Source organism: Mesorhizobium temperatum (genome assembly GCF_002284575.1).
Lineage (GTDB): Bacteria > Pseudomonadota > Alphaproteobacteria > Rhizobiales > Rhizobiaceae > Mesorhizobium > Mesorhizobium temperatum.
In genome coordinates, this window is the sequence record NZ_NPKJ01000058.1 from 1 (window position 1) to 15,792 (window position 15,792).

16 protein-coding genes and 1 tRNA gene are annotated in these 15,792 nt (G+C 60.3%); 6 read left to right on the forward strand and 11 right to left on the reverse strand.

The window, feature by feature from the left end; translation table 11 throughout:
- Positions 1–303: 303 nt before the first annotated feature.
- On the reverse strand, positions 304–1,404 hold the full coding sequence (locus CIT26_RS20745; RefSeq protein ID WP_095494305.1) for a CobW family GTP-binding protein: 1,101 nt from the start codon (positions 1,402–1,404) through the stop codon (positions 304–306).
- Between the two features lie 4 nt (positions 1,405–1,408).
- Positions 1,409–2,572, reverse strand: coding sequence for a D-alanyl-D-alanine carboxypeptidase family protein (locus tag CIT26_RS20750; RefSeq protein ID WP_095494306.1), 1,164 nt, complete (start codon positions 2,570–2,572; stop codon positions 1,409–1,411).
- 231 nt (positions 2,573–2,803) lie between these two features.
- Here CIT26_RS20750 and CIT26_RS20755 point away from each other — a divergent pair, with 231 nt between their 5' ends.
- Entirely contained in the window at positions 2,804–3,967 is a 1,164-nt protein-coding gene (locus tag CIT26_RS20755; protein WP_095494407.1) for a M20 aminoacylase family protein, read from the forward strand.
- 107 nt (positions 3,968–4,074) lie between these two features.
- Here CIT26_RS20755 and CIT26_RS20760 read toward each other — a convergent pair whose 3' ends face one another.
- On the reverse strand, positions 4,075–4,368 hold the full coding sequence (locus tag CIT26_RS20760) for a DUF768 domain-containing protein (protein WP_095494307.1): 294 nt from the start codon (positions 4,366–4,368) through the stop codon (positions 4,075–4,077).
- A gap of 214 nt (positions 4,369–4,582) precedes the next feature.
- Between CIT26_RS20760 and CIT26_RS20765 the strand changes: the two genes are divergently transcribed.
- A tRNA-Arg gene (locus tag CIT26_RS20765) sits at positions 4,583–4,659 on the forward strand.
- Between the two features lie 5 nt (positions 4,660–4,664).
- Here CIT26_RS20765 and CIT26_RS20770 read toward each other — a convergent pair.
- From CIT26_RS20770 to CIT26_RS36710, 3 genes are all read right to left on the reverse strand, one after another.
- Positions 4,665–4,919 (reverse strand): hypothetical protein, encoded by a 255-nt coding sequence (locus tag CIT26_RS20770; protein ID WP_095494308.1) that lies wholly within the window; start codon positions 4,917–4,919, stop codon positions 4,665–4,667.
- Positions 4,920–4,940: 21 nt separating this feature from the next.
- Complete coding sequence (locus CIT26_RS20775) at positions 4,941–5,567, reverse strand: imm11 family protein (protein WP_095494309.1); 627 nt, start codon at positions 5,565–5,567, stop codon at positions 4,941–4,943.
- Positions 5,568–6,316: 749 nt separating this feature from the next.
- A complete protein-coding gene (locus CIT26_RS36710; protein ID WP_167391488.1) occupies positions 6,317–6,502 on the reverse strand; it encodes a hypothetical protein in 186 nt (61 codons plus the stop codon).
- 852 nt (positions 6,503–7,354) lie between these two features.
- Here CIT26_RS36710 and CIT26_RS20780 point away from each other — a divergent pair.
- Positions 7,355–7,573, forward strand: coding sequence for a Flp family type IVb pilin (locus tag CIT26_RS20780; RefSeq protein WP_095494310.1), 219 nt, complete (start codon positions 7,355–7,357; stop codon positions 7,571–7,573).
- A gap of 395 nt (positions 7,574–7,968) precedes the next feature.
- On the opposite strand, the gene CIT26_RS20785 is transcribed toward CIT26_RS20780, so the two are convergent.
- From CIT26_RS20785 to CIT26_RS20805, 5 genes are read right to left on the reverse strand one after another with little or no spacing between them, the layout of a single operon-like run.
- Positions 7,969–8,493 carry a prepilin peptidase gene (locus CIT26_RS20785; protein ID WP_095494311.1) on the reverse strand — a complete coding sequence of 175 codons (525 nt, stop codon included), beginning with the start codon at positions 8,491–8,493 and terminating at the stop codon, positions 7,969–7,971.
- Positions 8,494–8,502: 9 nt separating this feature from the next.
- Entirely contained in the window at positions 8,503–9,048 is a 546-nt protein-coding gene (locus CIT26_RS20790) for a tetratricopeptide repeat protein (protein WP_167391490.1), read from the reverse strand.
- 57 nt (positions 9,049–9,105) lie between these two features.
- On the reverse strand, positions 9,106–10,056 hold the full coding sequence (locus CIT26_RS20795) for a type II secretion system F family protein (RefSeq protein WP_095494313.1): 951 nt from the start codon (positions 10,054–10,056) through the stop codon (positions 9,106–9,108).
- A gap of 18 nt (positions 10,057–10,074) precedes the next feature.
- Entirely contained in the window at positions 10,075–11,046 is a 972-nt protein-coding gene (locus tag CIT26_RS20800; RefSeq protein WP_095494314.1) for a type II secretion system F family protein, read from the reverse strand.
- On the reverse strand, positions 11,046–12,431 hold the full coding sequence (locus CIT26_RS20805) for a TadA family conjugal transfer-associated ATPase (protein WP_095494315.1): 1,386 nt from the start codon (positions 12,429–12,431) through the stop codon (positions 11,046–11,048). The genes CIT26_RS20800 and CIT26_RS20805 overlap by 1 nt, the downstream gene beginning before the upstream one ends.
- Positions 12,432–12,956: 525 nt before the next feature.
- Between CIT26_RS20805 and CIT26_RS20810 the strand changes: the two genes are divergently transcribed.
- The 3 genes from CIT26_RS20810 to CIT26_RS20820 all read left to right on the forward strand — a co-directional run bounded on the left by CIT26_RS20810 (position 12,957) and on the right by CIT26_RS20820 (position 15,789).
- The gene (locus CIT26_RS20810; RefSeq protein WP_029348654.1) at positions 12,957–13,175 is read left to right on the forward strand and encodes a Flp family type IVb pilin; all 219 of its coding nucleotides are present in this window, start codon (positions 12,957–12,959) and stop codon (positions 13,173–13,175) included.
- Positions 13,176–13,265: 90 nt separating this feature from the next.
- On the forward strand, positions 13,266–14,306 hold the full coding sequence (cpaB, locus tag CIT26_RS20815; protein ID WP_095494316.1) for a Flp pilus assembly protein CpaB: 1,041 nt from the start codon (positions 13,266–13,268) through the stop codon (positions 14,304–14,306).
- Between the two features lie 43 nt (positions 14,307–14,349).
- Positions 14,350–15,789 (forward strand): type II and III secretion system protein family protein, encoded by a 1,440-nt coding sequence (locus tag CIT26_RS20820; protein WP_095494317.1) that lies wholly within the window; start codon positions 14,350–14,352, stop codon positions 15,787–15,789.
- Positions 15,790–15,792: the final 3 nt, after the last annotated feature.

Genomic DNA, 15,792 nt, shown 5'->3' on the forward strand with positions numbered 1-15,792 from the left:
TCCCAAGAATCCACAACCCGGCAATTGGCAAGCCATTTTCCAACTACTCAAATGCGATTCCCCTGCCCTTGTGGGGAGGGTTAGGGGTGGGGGTACATCGTAGAGCGAAAGCCTCGGCCTGCGATAGCCCTGCCTTGAGGGTGAGATGCCAAGTTTTGGCAAAGAGGGCAGGCCAGAGGGGGCTGCCGCGCGTGAAGCGCCAACCTTTTCTTTCGAACTACCGGGCGTCGCACCAGCCGAGGCGACCCCCTCTGTCGCCTTCGGCGACATCTCCCCCTCAAGGGGGAGATTGGCAGCTTCAAGCTACCGGCCGGCGATGGCCAGCGGGTTGTTTTCCAGCGCTGCGCGGTCCGGTGTGTCGATCGATGGCCGGTTGGTGAAGGCGGCAAACAGCCGGCGGACGTAATCTTCCGGCATGTCGAGCGTGATCAGCACCAGCCTTGTGCCGCGTTGGCCGTCCGGCCAGGACGGCAGCCGCGCCGGCGGATGCAGGATCTTCTGCACGCCGTGGACGACCAGTGGCCGCGATGGGTCTTCCAGCAATTCGATGACGCCCTTCATGCGCAGCAGGCGCTCGCCATGCGCCGATCGCAACAGGTCGAGGAACATCTCGATCGCCGAAAACGGCACCGGCCCGTCATGAACCAGCGAGTAGTTGCGTACGCGGGAATCGTGCCGATGATCGTGGTCATGGTCGCCGTGGTCATGATCGCAGTGGTGATCATGGGCGGCTTCCTCGCCGAGCCAGCGCCGCGCGTCGGCGGACTTGGTGGCTGGGTTGTAGAGGCCGCAATCGAACAGCGCCGCTACATCGGTCCTTCTGTCACCGGCATCGAGCAGCTCGGCACCCGGATTGATCTGCCGCAGCCGGGCCCGCAGGGCCTCGACGTCGCGCGGATCGGCGGCCAGATCGGCTTTCGTCAGCACGATGCGGTCGGCGACCGCCACCTGCTTCACCGCCTCGACATGGGCGTCGAGCGTCGCATTGCCGTTGACCGCGTCGACCAGCGTGATGACGCCATCGAGCCGGAAGGCATGGACCAGCGCCGGATGCGCCATGATCGACTGCAGCACCGGCGCCGGATCGGCGAGGCCGGTGGTTTCGATGACGACGCGGGCAAGCCGGGCGATGCGGCCGGTCTGCAGCCGGTCGACGAGATCGGCCAGCGTGTCGACCAGTTCGCCGCGCACCGTGCAGCAGAGACAGCCGTCGGAAAGCTGGATGATGCCGTCGGAGGCCTGTTCGACCAGGAGATGGTCGATCGCCACCTCGCCGAACTCGTTGATGATGACCGCGGTGTCGGCAAGCGCGGGATCCCTGAGCAGCCGGTTGAGCAGCGTCGTCTTGCCGGCGCCGAGAAAACCGGTCAGCACCGAGACGGCGATGGGAAAGCCGCTGCTCATCAGGCTAGTTCACGGCCTTGGCGGGCTCCTGGGCCGCAGTTGCGGAACCGATCACTGCCGGCTCGGCGCCGGGCGGCGGCGGCAGGTCGGGCCGCCAGTTCGGCAGCGGCACGTCTGCATATTCCCGGCCCGATGCATCGAGCATCGCCTTCGGCTTCGGCCCGGTGGCGCCGCCAAGGCCGACGGCGACCAATGTCGGCACATGGTCGAGCTTTTTCCGATAAGGAGATTTTGGCGCATTCTTATCGCCGACAGTGACAGCTTCCGACTGCTCCTTAGCCGGCTTCTTCCTGCAAATCTCGTCATTCAGGTTGTTGACCGATGTGGTGTCGCCATAGGAAGGCAGCGCCGCCACCGTCAACCAGCCCGGTGTCGGCGTGGCAAAGCCGTGGTCGAGCAGCCTGGCGACGGTCTCGGCGCGGGTGACGGCCGACTTCTCGCCAAGCACCACCGCCACCAGCGTGCGCCCGTCGCGTGTTGCCGAGCCGATCATGTTGAAGCCCGAGGGACAGACGAAACCGGTCTTCATGCCGTCGGCGCCGGGATAGCGGCCGATCAGGAGATTGTAGTTCGGGATCTGCTTCTTGCCGACGGCCAGGCCCTCGATCGAGAACCATGGGGCATATTGCGGAAATTCCGTGCGGATCGCCATCACCAGCAAGCCGAGGTCGCGCGCCGTCGTATACTGGTCCGGCGAAAACAGCCCGTTCGGGTTGACGAAATGCGTTCCGGTCATGCCGAGCCGGCGCGCCTCGGTGTTCATGCGTTCGGCGAAAGCGGCCTGCGAACCGCCGATGTTCTCGCCGACGGCCATGGCGACGTCGTTGGCCGACTTGACCAGTATCATCTTCAGCGCGTTGTCGAGCCGCATGACCGAGCCCGGCTTGAAGCCCATTTTGCTCGGCGGCTCGCCGGCGGAACGTTTCGTGACCTTGATCGGCGAATCGAGCTGGACCTCGCCCGCGGCAATCGCACGAAATGCCACATAGGCGGTCATCAGCTTGGTCAGCGAGGCAGGATACCAGCGCTTGAAAGCCTCCTGGTGCTGGAGGATCTTGCCGTTCCCGAGGTCGAACACGATCGTCGGATTGGCGAGAGCCGGTCCGGCCAGCACCGGAAGCGCCACGGCGCCCGCCAGCAATAGTTTGAGGAAATGCCTGTACCGCATGGTGGAATCCGAAATCGCCTCTTGCCGCAGTCGCCTCTGGCTCCGTAAGATTTGTTACGCGATCGCCAGCATGGTGATCCGGCCCCTATCCGGATCGCAATCTTGCGGTGCTATTTAGCCTATGTGACGTCAAGATGGCAAAGTGCCTGAATGACAATTGTAAAACAGCAGGCACAATTTGCAAAGCAGCAGGCAGAGGCCCGTCTGCTCCAACAGCGAGATGGAACCATCATGCCGATCCTGAACCGCGCCGCCGAAATGCAAGACGAGGTCGCCGGCTGGCGCCGCCATCTGCACCAGACGCCGGAGCTGAATTTCGACGTCTTCAAGACCGCCGCCTTCGTCACCGACAAGCTGAAGGCCTTCGGTTGCGACGACGTGGTGACAGGCCTCGGCAAGACCGGTGTCGTCGGCATCATCCGCGGCCGCCTGGGCGAAGGCACGAGCATCGGCCTGCGCGCCGACATGGACGCGCTGCCGCTCAACGAGATCACCGGAAAACCCTACGCCTCGACCATTCCGGGCAAGATGCACGCCTGCGGCCATGACGGCCACACCGCGATGCTGCTCGGTGCTGCCAAATATCTTGCCGAGACGCGCAATTTCGCCGGCTCCGTCGCAGTGATCTTCCAGCCGGCCGAAGAAGGCGGCGGTGGCGGCAACGAGATGGTCAAGGACGGCATGATGGAGCGCTTCGGCATCTCCAAGGTATTCGGCATGCACAACATGCCAGGCCTGCCGGTCGGGCAATTCGCCATCAAGCCGGGCCCGATCATGGCGGCGACCGCCGAATTCACCATCACCGTCAAGGGCCGGGGCGGGCATGCGGCAATGCCGCACGGCACGATCGACCCGATCGTCATCACCAGCCAGCTCGTCGGCGCTCTGCAGACGATCGCCTCGCGCAGCACCGATCCGGTCGAGGCTGTCGTGGTGTCGGTGACGAAGTTCCACGCCGGCGACGCCTACAACGTCATTCCCGAGAGCGCCGAGATCGCCGGCACCGTGCGCACGCTGAAGAAGGAGGTCGCCAGGAAGGCTGAGCAGCGCGTGCGCGCCATCTGCGAGGGCGTGGGCGCGGCCTTCGGCGCAACGATCGAGGTCGACTACAACGCCAATTATCCCGTCACCTTCAACCATCCGGAAGAGACGGCCTTTGCCAGCGACGTCGCGGCTGATGTCGCCGGCGAGGCCCATGTGCACCGCGCCATCCAGCCGGTGATGGGCGGCGAGGATTTCTCCTATATGCTGGAGGCGCGGCCCGGCGCCTTCATCTTCATCGGCAATGGCGACACCGCCGGTCTCCACAATCCGGCCTACGACTTCAACGACGAGGTCATCCCGCACGGCATGAGCTATTGGGTGAAGCTCGCGGAGACGGCGCTGGCCGCCTGATGCATGCCCCGAGGGTAGGCAGCCAACGCGACGCCGATAATCATGGGCGGTCATGTAGGGGGAGCCGCAACCGCTCGGGCGAAAATCAATCGATGGTACCTGGACCGCTATGGTCCGCTCTTCGGGTCGTCGACCTCCAGCGCCTCCATGACGGGCGCCGGATCACTCTCTTCGGCCGCAGCCTGCGGCTCTGCGCCTGCCCTGGCCTTGCTCAGGGCTTCCGCAATAGCCTCTTCAATGTCGCCGATCTCGTCTTCGCGCACCTCGCGACCATAACCGGCCGCGTCGGCATCTTGTTCGAATTGCTGCGCCAAGACCGCCACGCTCACCTCGCTTTCAGCGGGCAGGTCGCCGACGTTCTCCTGGAGCCAGGTTTCAAAGAACTCTTTCGTAGCACTCATGCGGCATCTCCTTCGGCACACTAAAGCGCGGCGGTGATCCGAAGTTCCGCTATCCCCAGCTCATCTTTGCGATCCAACCCTCGTGGTTCAGTCGTAAAGTGAGGATACAATTTCGAATTGTGAGCAGAAGCCTCTCGACGGCTAGCAACCGACCGATTGCGTCAAGCCTGCCTCTTGGCGAAACGATCCGAAGCGGCTATGTGTCGGGCCGCGTGGTCCCGTAGCTCAGTAGGATAGAGCGGCAGATTCCTAATCTGTAGGTCACAGGTTCGATTCCTGTCGGGATCACCACTCAGTCACGGTCCATTCTGGACCGCGCTGCCGAAATCGCTGTCGTAGTAGACGTTGCTTCCGTCGCCCCCCGTGAGCGCCCGCACATAGACTGCAACTTCGGAATCGGTAAAGAGCGCGATCTCGTTTCCGGCCATGTCCATTGTGAAATTGGTGCCGGTTTCGGCGAACAACCGCTGCAGCTGCTCACGAATGTCCAGATCGTCAAACAGCGCTTCTGGAAAAGTATGATGTATCTCGAACGCAAAAGGTACCGCCATCGATCTGCCCCGAGATGAATTCTAGCTAGCTTCGACAATGCGACAGGTGCGAAACCCGAAGACCCTGCCCATTTTTGCCGCCCGTAGCGCTTGGGTCAGCCTGTCACTCAAGAAAAAGATACGTTTCAAAGGCGGGCTTACCCACAGATCGGATCCTTCAAGTGCGACCCCGCTCACCGCAACGTCATCGTCATGAAGGTTTGGCGGCATTCTGAAACCGCCGATGCCGTATTCAATAACCTTCTGTGAATACTCGCGCAGAAAAGCATCTTTGCGCTCGCCGATATTGAGGCAAAAATATTCGCCCTCCACCGGCGTCTTGCGATCATGCTGGAAAAGCTTGATCGGATAAAGAGAGGAATGGCCGAGATCGAATTGCCGCAGCACATCGGCGCAGGCCGCCGACACCACCACCGCGCCCGCAGCAAGCACGAGATCCGCCTGCTTCTTTTCTTTCCTGTCCGGATACTTGGCGAAGATCTCCTTCGGAAAATGCTCAGCCGACATCCGTTCGCCCGTTTCATTCAACTCGGCCATCTGGCCAAGACGCATGCCAGTCGGTAACGGGTCGGCGGTGAACCCCTTGATTCGTGATGAGTCCATGAAGGCGCGGCTGGCCCAGACCCGTGCGTTTTGAGACTGCGTCATTGCGACAATAATCCCCGGAATTCAGTTTCCGAGCCATTCCTATCAAGAAACTTGCATCGAGAAAGGCGACCGGCTTCGGCATCGTATCTTCCCTCAATCTTCGATTTTTCGCGACCCCACGCCGTCGGCTACGCGCCTAGCGACATCCCGCGCCAAATGATGAAACGCGTCGGGTTCTTTTTCCGCATACCTGTTGAAAAACTCGAGCAACTTGGATATTTCCCTAATCTCCCGCAAATTTCTCGAGATCAATTCATCGTTATCTCTAAATGGATGTTGCCGTACGATCCCGATGTACCGCCAAATCTACTCTATAAACTGGGCGCTCCCCGCCGCGCCGGCTCCCAGCCAAATACTAGCACAGACGCAAAGCCTCGCGTCTCGTAAGCACCTGATGTGAAAAGTCAGGGATGGCGCTTTGCGCCATAAATACCCCTCGCCGCCTCAGTCGATTCAACCGCGACTACACCCCACACCGCCCTTCACCATGCTTTTCAACTACTTTGCGAGTAATCGCCGTACTTTTAGCTAAGTGCGGCGAATTTCGTAGGCCTTCAGACTCTGGGCATGCATGCCCCAAGTACGAGTGGAGAAATGCCGGCCGCAGAAGCGCAGGACGCCCTTGCGCGACATGGCGGACTTGCATGGAAGCCCAAGAGAACATCCACAACACCTGGGCCCCTCAAGCTGGTTCGCACGGCTATTGAACAGACCTGCCGGCCGGCCTGCTGCCGAGCGAGGAAGCCGTGCTACTGCTCTACGGCCGCGAGCCTATCCATGAAGGCAAAGCCCTTGCCAAAGCCATCATTGAGACGGTTGAAAGGCTGGCCCGATGATTCGCCTTGAATCAGTGCCGCGACGAGGAGCGAGCAATCGAGCTCCTCCGGAAACGAAACATTCAAGTCACTCTGAGTTGCCATGCGAAGCGATTTCAATCTTGCCGTCTTTGCGGCGCGTTCGGCGCGCTCAGCCTCAGCGATTACCTTCGCGGAGCGCCTAACTGTACTATTTCCCAGCCAACACATCTATTCGATCCAGCAGAATTCCGATGCGCCGGTCATGCCCTGACTCTTTGAGATTGTCGCCGTTCATTGTGATGAAGTCGGTTTCGATCGGTGAGGTTAAAACCTGCACTCCCGCGATGCGCGGGCCGATCGCCTTGGGAATAGCCGTTGGCTTGGCGCGCGCCGCCTAAAGCCGACCCTTGGGCGCGCGTCTGGACTCCAATCGGCAACAAACGCATTGTTGACTCTGGGAGTGGGAGGAGTGGAAAAATCGCGCTACGATAATCGGTCTGGCCAGTGGCGAAAGCGGCTAGACACCGCCGACACTGGCGACCTTCGCGCGATGCGACTTGGTGGGCGTCGGTTGCTGCGGCAAGCGCAATCCTGATCGGCCTGATCGTCCTCAAAGGCGGATATCCTTAGGCGCACTGCAAACGTTCATTGCCACCACCATTCGCGATCGCGGGCTAAAAAATGCGGAAAATAGTCGTCTCTCTGGGTGTGCTGCTAGTTATCGCGGCGGGGGCGGTTGGCGCGATGTTCGCTACGTCGACAGGGGTTCTCTATCATCAGGCGAAGAGCCCAGCGGGTGGATCCACCTGCCATTATTTCACGGGAGTAGGGACGTTCACGACGCCAAGCTATGCGGTGACTGGCTGCCCGCAGTTTATCAGAAATGGGTTCTAGGCGGGCTCTAGTCCCTCGTTCGAATGATGCTATTGCATTAGCTCTCGCGCATTTTACTCGGACGACGTCGACACGTCGGGTTAACAGGGGAACTCCATGGACACACTCATGACCACGGCCCGGCAGTTTTGCCAAGACGATTCAGGCGCTGCCATGGTCGAATATTCCATCCTTGTCGGCATCATCGCCGCAGCAGCGATACTTGCTATCTTGGCGATCGGCGGCTGGGTGAGCGGTCGCTTTACCGGCCTATGCGCCGCGCTGGAAGCCTCGCCACTCGGCGCCTGCGACGTAACGACGGGCGTCGGAACCTGACGCGTTTGGGTAGCAAGTTCTGCTTCTTTCCCTTTGGAGAGGCGAGCTACTTGTTACCGCATAAGAAGGGCCGGCGTACACGTCGCGCCGGCCCTTTTTTATTCTACACGAACGATACAGCAAACAGAGCCTCAAAACCGGCAGACGAGGTTTCCTGCACGCTATTGATGGCAGTGGCACTCAGGCCAGTTGCATGGCCGCGGCCGTCCGCATGGCGGCCAACGTGCCTGTCGACTGGCCTTCAGCGCCCAGTGAGACTCCAGAGAATGACATAGCTCCTGTCGATGGTTCGACCCGCATGCGGCGCCCCGCCCGTACCTGCGATCCAAGCACTTCGCCGGTTCAGTGCAAGTTACTCGCTTCTGAGCATCGAAAGGATTTTCGTGCGTTCCATTTCAGGCTGGTACTCCGCCATGCACCATCATGTTGGTATAAATCTGAAACACTATCGTGCAGATCGCTGCGAGCGAGATCGGCACGCCAAACGGCACAACGCCTTTGCGGTCCAGGTGCTGAACATACAGGCGAAAGACGCCTTGCGGCAGCATGAGCGGATATTTGACGACCATCGCTGTGGCGAGAGCGAAAACCAGCAGCAGCACTGAAAATACGACGAGGCCGCTGCCGCCGATCAGCAACGGCACCACCGCCATCAGCTTGACGTCGCCGGCCCCGATCTTGCGCAGGGCCCAGAACGGGAAGAGCGCAACAAACAGCAAAAGCCCGGCAAGCCCGCTCAGGCCCATGTCCCACCACGACCCGGATTGCACCGATAGGAGCTGCAGCGAGCCCAAACCCAGGCAAAGCAGCAGCAGCACATTCTGGTTGGATATCTTCTGGGTGGTGAAGTCGAGCCAGGCGATCCTTGCCAGCAAAGGAATGGCTAGTCCCTTCAGCAGCAGCGATGCGGCGAGCAACATGCTATCGCCTTACCGCTCGAGATTCTTCACGCTGGACGACAGGAGCAGCAGATTGTTGGCCACGGTCGGATCGTTGGGCGCCAGCTCATAAGCCTTGAGGAAATTGCTGCGCGCGTCCTGCAGCTTGCCGCGCAGCAGATAGGAATAGCCGACATTGTTGTAATATTCGGGTGTCCCGCCGACCAGCCGGAAGGCCTGGCGATAGGCCAGGTCGGAGAGGTCGAAGCGGCGGATGCGATCGCTAGAGGCGGCCAGGCCCATCCAGGCACCACCATCATTGGGCGCCAGTTGCGTCGCCTTGTAGAACAGGGCGCCGGCGTTGCCGTAATTTTCCGCGCGGAACTGGTTCTTGGCTTCGGCAACAGCCTGGTCCGAGGCATAGTACTCGACGTCGCTGACCGTCTTCAGCCCGTCGAAAGCATCGCCAAAGGCTGTCACGTCACCTTTTGAGGGCTCGTTGGTGCGGACGACGCCGTTGGTACCAGCCGTCTGACAGCCGGAAAGCACGATAAACAGCAAACCGGCTACGGCTGCGAGGCGCATTGGCCCTGTCATTTCGTCCCCCAAAAGAGTTCTCTCCGACTCTGTATTTCGACCAAAGCACAGACGTGCCTAGAAGAAAACACCCCTCATTCGAATGATCACCGGTAACATGATGACCATCAACACGACCGGGAAGATGCAGAGCCCCAATGGGATCATCATCTTGACCGGCAAAGCATTGGCGCGCTCTTCGGCACTTAGGATTCTCTGGCTGCGCATTTCGTCGCTGTAGACGCGCAAGGCGTCGGTGAGACTAGTGCCAAGTTCTTCCGACTGCCTGAAAAGCACAGCCAGCGCCCGTGCCTCGTCAAGACCAATGCGGTCGGCAAGTTCGCGCAAGGCCTCGCGCAATGGTTTGCCGGCGCGCAACTGCAAAGTCATGATCGAAAGCTGGATGCCGAGCCATCTGTGGGTGCCGGCGAGTTCACCGCTGACACGCTCGACGGCCGCCTCGAGGCTCATGCCTGCGTCGGCGCAGGTTATCATCATGTCCATGAAATCGGGAAAGCCACGACGATAGATCCGCTTTTGTCCCTTCTCGAAGCGATCGAGCAGGACGCTTGGAATCACCATGCAGGCGAGCCCAAACAAAGCAGAACCGGCAAAGGCTATGAAAGCGGGCAATTGAGGCGGCAGGACTCGTGACAGTAGCGCATAGGCCGCCAGAAAGCCGACACAGACCGCGCCAAGCCGCGACAAGGTGTAAATGAGTGGAGCGCTTGACTGGTAAAAGCCGGCGCGAAAGAGCTTCGCGTCCAAGGCGCTGGGCTCGTCCCGCTCCTTTTCGATCGAGCGAAAATATGCGTCCACTGGCCGCTGCGCTGCGATCTTGGCAAGCTGCTCCTGTCCAACGAGCGAACGGCGATCGGCAATACCTTCGGCCATCAGGCTTTTTGCGACCAGCTTCCGCGTCTGCAGCGCCGGCAAGAAGACGAGCGCGCCGAACAGAAAAAGTGCCACCGCCGCCACGAAGACGGCAATGGAAACCAAGACACTCAGATTCTGGACGTTCGAAAACAAGTTATGCTTCGCTCCTGTTCAGAAATCGAAATTGACCATTCGATACATAATGAAATCACCTAACAGCGCCCACGACCCGAAAATCAGGAACACAGGCATGATGACCGGATTGTTCCAGACGGTTCCATAGTAGGCTGGGGCAAGTATCTGAAGGACCAGGAACATCGCGACCGGGAATAGTGAGATGATCCATGCCGACACTCGGCCCTCGGACGAAAGCGCCCTGATTTTCATTCGCAGTTTCTGCCTCTCGCGCAACACTGACGACAAATTGTGTAGAATCTCGGTGAGATTGCCGCCGGTCTTGGCTTGAATGGACAGCGACACCGAAAGCAGATGAAGACCTTCGAAGCCTACGCGTTGTGAAAGCTTGCGCACGGCTTGTTCAATACTGAGTCCAAAGGTGATTTCGTCGGAAACGATGCCGAATTCGGTGCCGAGCGGATCAGGCATTTCGCGGGCGACGAGACCAATCGCCACCGAAGCCGGATGTCCAGCGCGCAGTGAACGAACGATCATGTCCAGCGCATCCGGGAGCTGTTTCGCGAATTTCTGGATTCGCTTGTTGCGGGCGCGCCGAAGAACAAGAAGCGGCAGCACGAATCCGACCACCAGAAAAACGATGAGCGAAACCAAGGTCGAGAAACCCAAAAAGATCGACAACAGCGACCCCAATGCCAGGCCAGCGAGCAGGAAGGTCGCGGCGAAAGACAGCGGGTTTCCGGTGATACCGGACTGGGTATAGAGCCTGTTCAGCCCGATCAGGCCAAACAGAAAGTCGCCCGAGTCCGTCAGCCCGCGTTCGCGCAGCAATCCTTGCAAGGTAAGTTCGGCCGGAACGTCATCAACCAGACGCTTCATCCGGCGGTTGATCGTGCTGACTCGCGAGCGGCGCTTGACAAAGGAAAAATACAGGGCCTCACCAGCGAGAATCGTCGAGGCGGCCGCGAGCACATAAATGAAGTAGAGCAAAGTCTGACCGGAGGGCATCAGAGCGCAACCTGCGGATTGAAGGCGTCCTTGGCAAAATGATGGCCAAGCGTCGCCGCCTCCGGGGCAAAGCGTGGACGGATGCCGGTAGCGCGGAAATCGCCGATTATTTTGCCCTCCGGCGTCACCTCCCGGCGGACAAAATGGTAAATCTCCTGAAGCTGGACGACATTGCCCTCCATGCCGGTCAGTTCGGAGATTGAAACGACCCGCCTGCCACCGTCCGAAAGACGCTGCGTCTGCACGATGATGTCGATGGCCGACGCGATCTGCGCTCGAATGGACTCATGGGTCATCGGCATGCCGGCCATGCCGACCATCTGTTCCAGCCGCGATATTGCATCGCGCGGCGTGTTGGCGTGAATGGTTGTCATCGAACCTTCATGGCCGGTGTTCATCGCCTGCAGCATGTCGAAGGCTTCCTCGCCGCGCACCTCGCCGACGATGATGCGGTCCGGCCGCATGCGCAGCGCGTTCTTGAGCAGCTCGCGCTGACGAACCTCGCCTTTTCCCTCGACATTGGGCGGACGCGTCTCCAGCCGGCCAACATGCGGCTGCTGCAGTTGCAGTTCCGCGGCGTCCTCGATGGTGATCAGGCGCTCCCGGGACGGGATGTAGCTCGACAACGCGTTGAGCAATGTCGTCTTGCCGCTGCCTGTGCCGCCCGAAACCAGGATCGACTTGCGCGCCTGCACGGCAATGCGCAGCAGGTCGATCATCGGCTGGCGGATCGAGTTGAGCACCATCAGTCGTTCGAGCGAGTAGGGATTCTTCGAGAATTTGCGGATCGACACCAGTGGGCCATCCACCGAGATCGGCCGCACCGCGATGTTGACGCGCGAGCCGTCTTCCAGGCGCGCATCCACCATCGGCGACGATTCATCGACGCGCCTGCCGATGGCCGAGACGATCTTGTTGATGACGCGCAGCAGATGCGCCTCGTCACGGAAGCGGATCGCCGTCTCCTCGATCACCCCGCGCCGCTCGATGAAGACGCGCTTGTGGGTATTGATCAATATGTCGGTGATCGAGTCGTCCTTGAGCAGCGGCTCGATCGGCCCAAGGCCCAGCATCTCGTCGGCTGTCTCACTGGTCAGCCTGTCGAGCTCACGCGCGTTCAGCGGTACAGCGCGAGCACGAACGAACTCGCGAACGATTGGCCGGATTTCGTTCAGGATCTCATCCTTCGATGCCGTTTCAAGCGCGGCAAGATTGAACCGGTCGATCAGATGGCGGTGAAGCTCGACCTTGAGCGTCAGGAAACCGTCACCTTCCGATTCGATGTCGGCTGCAAGGGAAAGCGCCGCGACTGGCAACGTCACGATCGGCTCAACCCTTGGCTCGGCCCGCGGTTCGCTTGGCCCCTTGGTGAATCGGCCCAACATGATGCTTCTTCCCCGTTTAATCCCCACGCTGAAACTAAGCGTTAACCACAGATGGCACAAGCGCCAGCCGCGCACCATGCAATTTAATACTTCAGACATAGTTAAGATCAAGCATCAGAAAACGCGACGTTTATTTGGTCAGCGCCGCTGTCCTAATGGAACACGAGGACTCGCTTTTCAATGCAAGTGCCTTTTTTGCCACAAAGGCGTCATGGAGCCCACCTAAGGCCTTAGATATAAAGGAATATGCACCATCGCTAATACCGCCCCACTTCCGCCATACCCACGGCCAAATTATGAACGAATGGTTAAGAGGGGTTGAAAAACGAGCCGAATCAATGTTTTGGTCCGCCTGAGATCGGCAATATTCTTGCCAAATCATGTATAGGAAAGTTAAGCAATCCTTAATCCCGTTTGACTCTGATTTTCGTCGGGACTTAGATCGAGATGACGGGGGATGCTTGGGTATGGATTTCATCCTTGGCTCGTCTCGTCGGGTTCAAACCTCCAAAGGGAGAAATTGGCATGAAGAAGCTCATGACGATGACCCGGCAGTTCCGCGACGACGAAAACGGCGCTGCCATGGTCGAATATTCCATCCTTGTCGGCATTATCGCCGCAGCAGCGATACTTGCTATCTTGGCGATCGGCGGCTGGGTGACCGGTCGCTTTACCGGCCTATGCGCCGCGCTGGAAGCATCGCCACTCGGCACTTGCAACGTAGGAACGGGCGTCGGAACCTGATCGCCTGATCACGCTCAGGCCCGGGTCCCATCCGATCCGGGCCTGAATCCAATCGCGGCGGGCGAATTCCCGCACTTGGGGCTTGGGGCTATGCGTGCGAATACACTTATCATGATCGTTCTTGCGGGCGTGTTCGGCGTCCTGGCGGTGGTGCTCGCCAATGTCTGGCTGGCCAGTCAGCGTAGTGCGATGGCGGAATCAAACGGAATCCAGCGCGATACGGTCGTGGTGGCGGCGGTGGCGCTGAAATTCGGCGACACTCTGTCGGCCGACAAGCTGCGTGAGATCGCCTGGCCTGCGGGTGCCATTCCGGCCGGAGCTTTCAAGACAACGAAGGAGGCGCTGGCTGGCGAAGGCACCAGGCAGGCGCTGCAGGCGATCAGCGCCAACGAGCCTGTTCTCGCCACTAAGATCACCGGCCCCGGCCAGCGGGCCACGCTCTCGGCGGTGCTCGGCGAAGGCATGAAGGCCGTCTCTATCAGGGTCAACGACGTGCTCGGCGTCGCCGGATTTGTCTTTCCCGGCGATCGTGTCGACGTGCTGCTGACGCGCACAATGCGCGGCGATGGCGGCGCGGATAGGAGCTTTGTCGACGTGCTGCTGCAGAGCATGAAGGTGCTCGCCGTCGACCAGGTTGCCGACGAAAGCACCGACAGTCCGACGGTGGTGAAGTCGGTCACGCTCGAGGCCAGCACCAGGGACGCACAGAAGCTGACCTTGGCCGCCGACGCCGGCCAGTTGTCCCTGGCGCTTCGCCAGGCAGCCGCCAGCGAGGGCGAGACAACCGAACGCGTCACGCTTTCCGACCTGACCGGCGACACGCCGGCCGATGTTGCCGCCAGGGAGGCCGAGCTCGCCAAGCAGGCAATAGCCGAGGCTGAGGCCGCAGCCGAACGAAAGCGCGCGGACGACAAGATCAATGGGCTGACCCAGGCCGTGGAACGGGTGGGAAGCAGGCTCGACCTGTTGAGCGCCGCAAAACCTGCTCCGGCAGTGGCCTCAGCACCCCAGGTGCAAGAAGTGGTTAAGGAAGTGATCAAATATGTGCAGCCGGAGCCGCCGGCGCGTGCGACAATCGGCGTGTTCAGGGGTGTGAAGCTTGAATCTTACGACGTGCCGCGACAAAAGTAACACCGGCGTATTGCCGAACGAATCGGCAAGGGGGGTAGCCTAGATGCGAATGTTCCGGGGACCACTGGCGGCTGCCGCGCTGGCCTGTTCGGTGATGCTATTGCCGATCGATCTTGCTGCTCATGCAGCCGACCGCAAGATCGATGTATCTAACCCCAGCGTCCACCGTGTTTTCCTGCCCATGTCGCAGTCAGTGACGATCCAGGTGAACGCCACGCTGGGCGACATCGTCGTCGGCGACGAGAAGATCGCCGACGCCCAGCCAATGACCGACCGGACGCTCTATGTCATCGGCAAGAGCGCCGGCACCACCACCGTCAACCTCTTTTCAGAAGACAAGCGCTCCCTTGGCGTGATCCAGATCGAGGTCGGCGTCGACGTGAGCGACATGGCGCAAGCGATCCGGCAGGTGGCGCCCAATTCGCGCATCGACATCGGCTCGGTCAATGGCAAGGTCAGGCTTGGCGGCCATGTCAAGGACGGCGCCACACTGGCGGCGATCCTGCAGGTTGCCCAGCAATACGGGCCCGACGCGATCATAAACGCGGTGACCGTCGACGACAGCCAGCAGGTTAATCTGGAAGTGCGGGTGCTGGAGGCAAAGCGCAATGCCGGCCGCGATCTTGGCGTCTCGATCAGAAGCAACAGCGGCTCGACCCGAACCGGAACCGGAATTGCCGCCGTCGACGAGGATGGTGCCGTGCTGGGGCCGGGCGACCTGCTCAGCGGCCTGCTGTCGAACGCCAATCCTTTCGCGGCGCTGATCACCCGCGTCATCGACAGCAACATCAAGGTCGACCTGATCATCGAGGCGCTCGAGGCCAAGGGTGTTGTGCGCATGCTGGCCGAGCCCAACCTCACCACTCTGTCCGGCGAGCCGGCCAGCTTCAACGCCGGTGGCGAAGTACCTATCCGCACCGACGACGGTGATGGCGAGATCAGCGTCGAGTTCAAGCAATTCGGCGTCAATCTGCTGTTCACGCCGATCGTTCTTGACGACGACAAGATCAACATCAGGCTGGCGCCGGAAGTCAGCGACCTGACCGGCTTCACCACCGCCGGAGACCCGATCTTCACCAACCGCAAGCTGTCGACCGTCGTCGAATTGCGCGACGGCCAGAGCTTCGCGATCGGCGGGCTTCTTTCCAGCAAGAACACCAAGATCCAGGAACAGGTGCCGTGGCTCGGCCAGGTGCCGATCGTCGGGGCGCTGTTCCGGAATTCGAGCAACCAGAAGGAAGAGACCGAACTGGTCGTGATCGTGACGCCGCGTATCGTGCGGCCGGTGAAACCAGGCGAACAGCTGGCGACGCCGTTCGACAAGACACGGCCCGCCAACGACCCCGAGTTTTTCGTGCTCGGTCAACTGGAAGTGACCAAGGACATGGTTCGCAAATATGAACTCGGCCAAGGCGTGGTCGGTCCCTACGGCCACATGCTCGACCTCAAATCCAAGGACAAGATGCTCTATGTCAAGAAATAGGAT

Excerpts from the sequence above, each read along its gene's own strand:
- CIT26_RS20820 (WP_095494317.1), top strand. The coding sequence starts at position 14,350 with ATGCGAATGTTCCGGGGACCACTGGCGGCTGCCGCGCTGGCCTGTTCG.
- CIT26_RS20810 (WP_029348654.1), top strand. The coding sequence starts at position 12,957 with ATGAAGAAGCTCATGACGATGACCCGGCAGTTCCGCGACGACGAAAAC.
- CIT26_RS20775 (WP_095494309.1), bottom strand. The coding sequence starts at position 5,567 with ATGACGCAGTCTCAAAACGCACGGGTCTGGGCCAGCCGCGCCTTCATG.
- CIT26_RS20805 (WP_095494315.1), bottom strand. The coding sequence starts at position 12,431 with ATGTTGGGCCGATTCACCAAGGGGCCAAGCGAACCGCGGGCCGAGCCA.
- CIT26_RS20790 (WP_167391490.1), bottom strand. The coding sequence starts at position 9,048 with ATGACAGGGCCAATGCGCCTCGCAGCCGTAGCCGGTTTGCTGTTTATC.
- CIT26_RS20745 (WP_095494305.1), bottom strand. The coding sequence starts at position 1,404 with ATGAGCAGCGGCTTTCCCATCGCCGTCTCGGTGCTGACCGGTTTTCTC.
- CIT26_RS20800 (WP_095494314.1), bottom strand. The coding sequence starts at position 11,046 with ATGCCCTCCGGTCAGACTTTGCTCTACTTCATTTATGTGCTCGCGGCC.
- CIT26_RS20780 (WP_095494310.1), top strand. The coding sequence starts at position 7,355 with ATGGACACACTCATGACCACGGCCCGGCAGTTTTGCCAAGACGATTCA.
- CIT26_RS20770 (WP_095494308.1), bottom strand. The coding sequence starts at position 4,919 with ATGGCGGTACCTTTTGCGTTCGAGATACATCATACTTTTCCAGAAGCG.
- CIT26_RS20750 (WP_095494306.1), bottom strand. The coding sequence starts at position 2,572 with ATGCGGTACAGGCATTTCCTCAAACTATTGCTGGCGGGCGCCGTGGCG.
- cpaB (WP_095494316.1), top strand. The coding sequence starts at position 13,266 with ATGCGTGCGAATACACTTATCATGATCGTTCTTGCGGGCGTGTTCGGC.
- CIT26_RS20755 (WP_095494407.1), top strand. The coding sequence starts at position 2,804 with ATGCCGATCCTGAACCGCGCCGCCGAAATGCAAGACGAGGTCGCCGGC.
- CIT26_RS20760 (WP_095494307.1), bottom strand. The coding sequence starts at position 4,368 with ATGAGTGCTACGAAAGAGTTCTTTGAAACCTGGCTCCAGGAGAACGTC.
- CIT26_RS20785 (WP_095494311.1), bottom strand. The coding sequence starts at position 8,493 with ATGTTGCTCGCCGCATCGCTGCTGCTGAAGGGACTAGCCATTCCTTTG.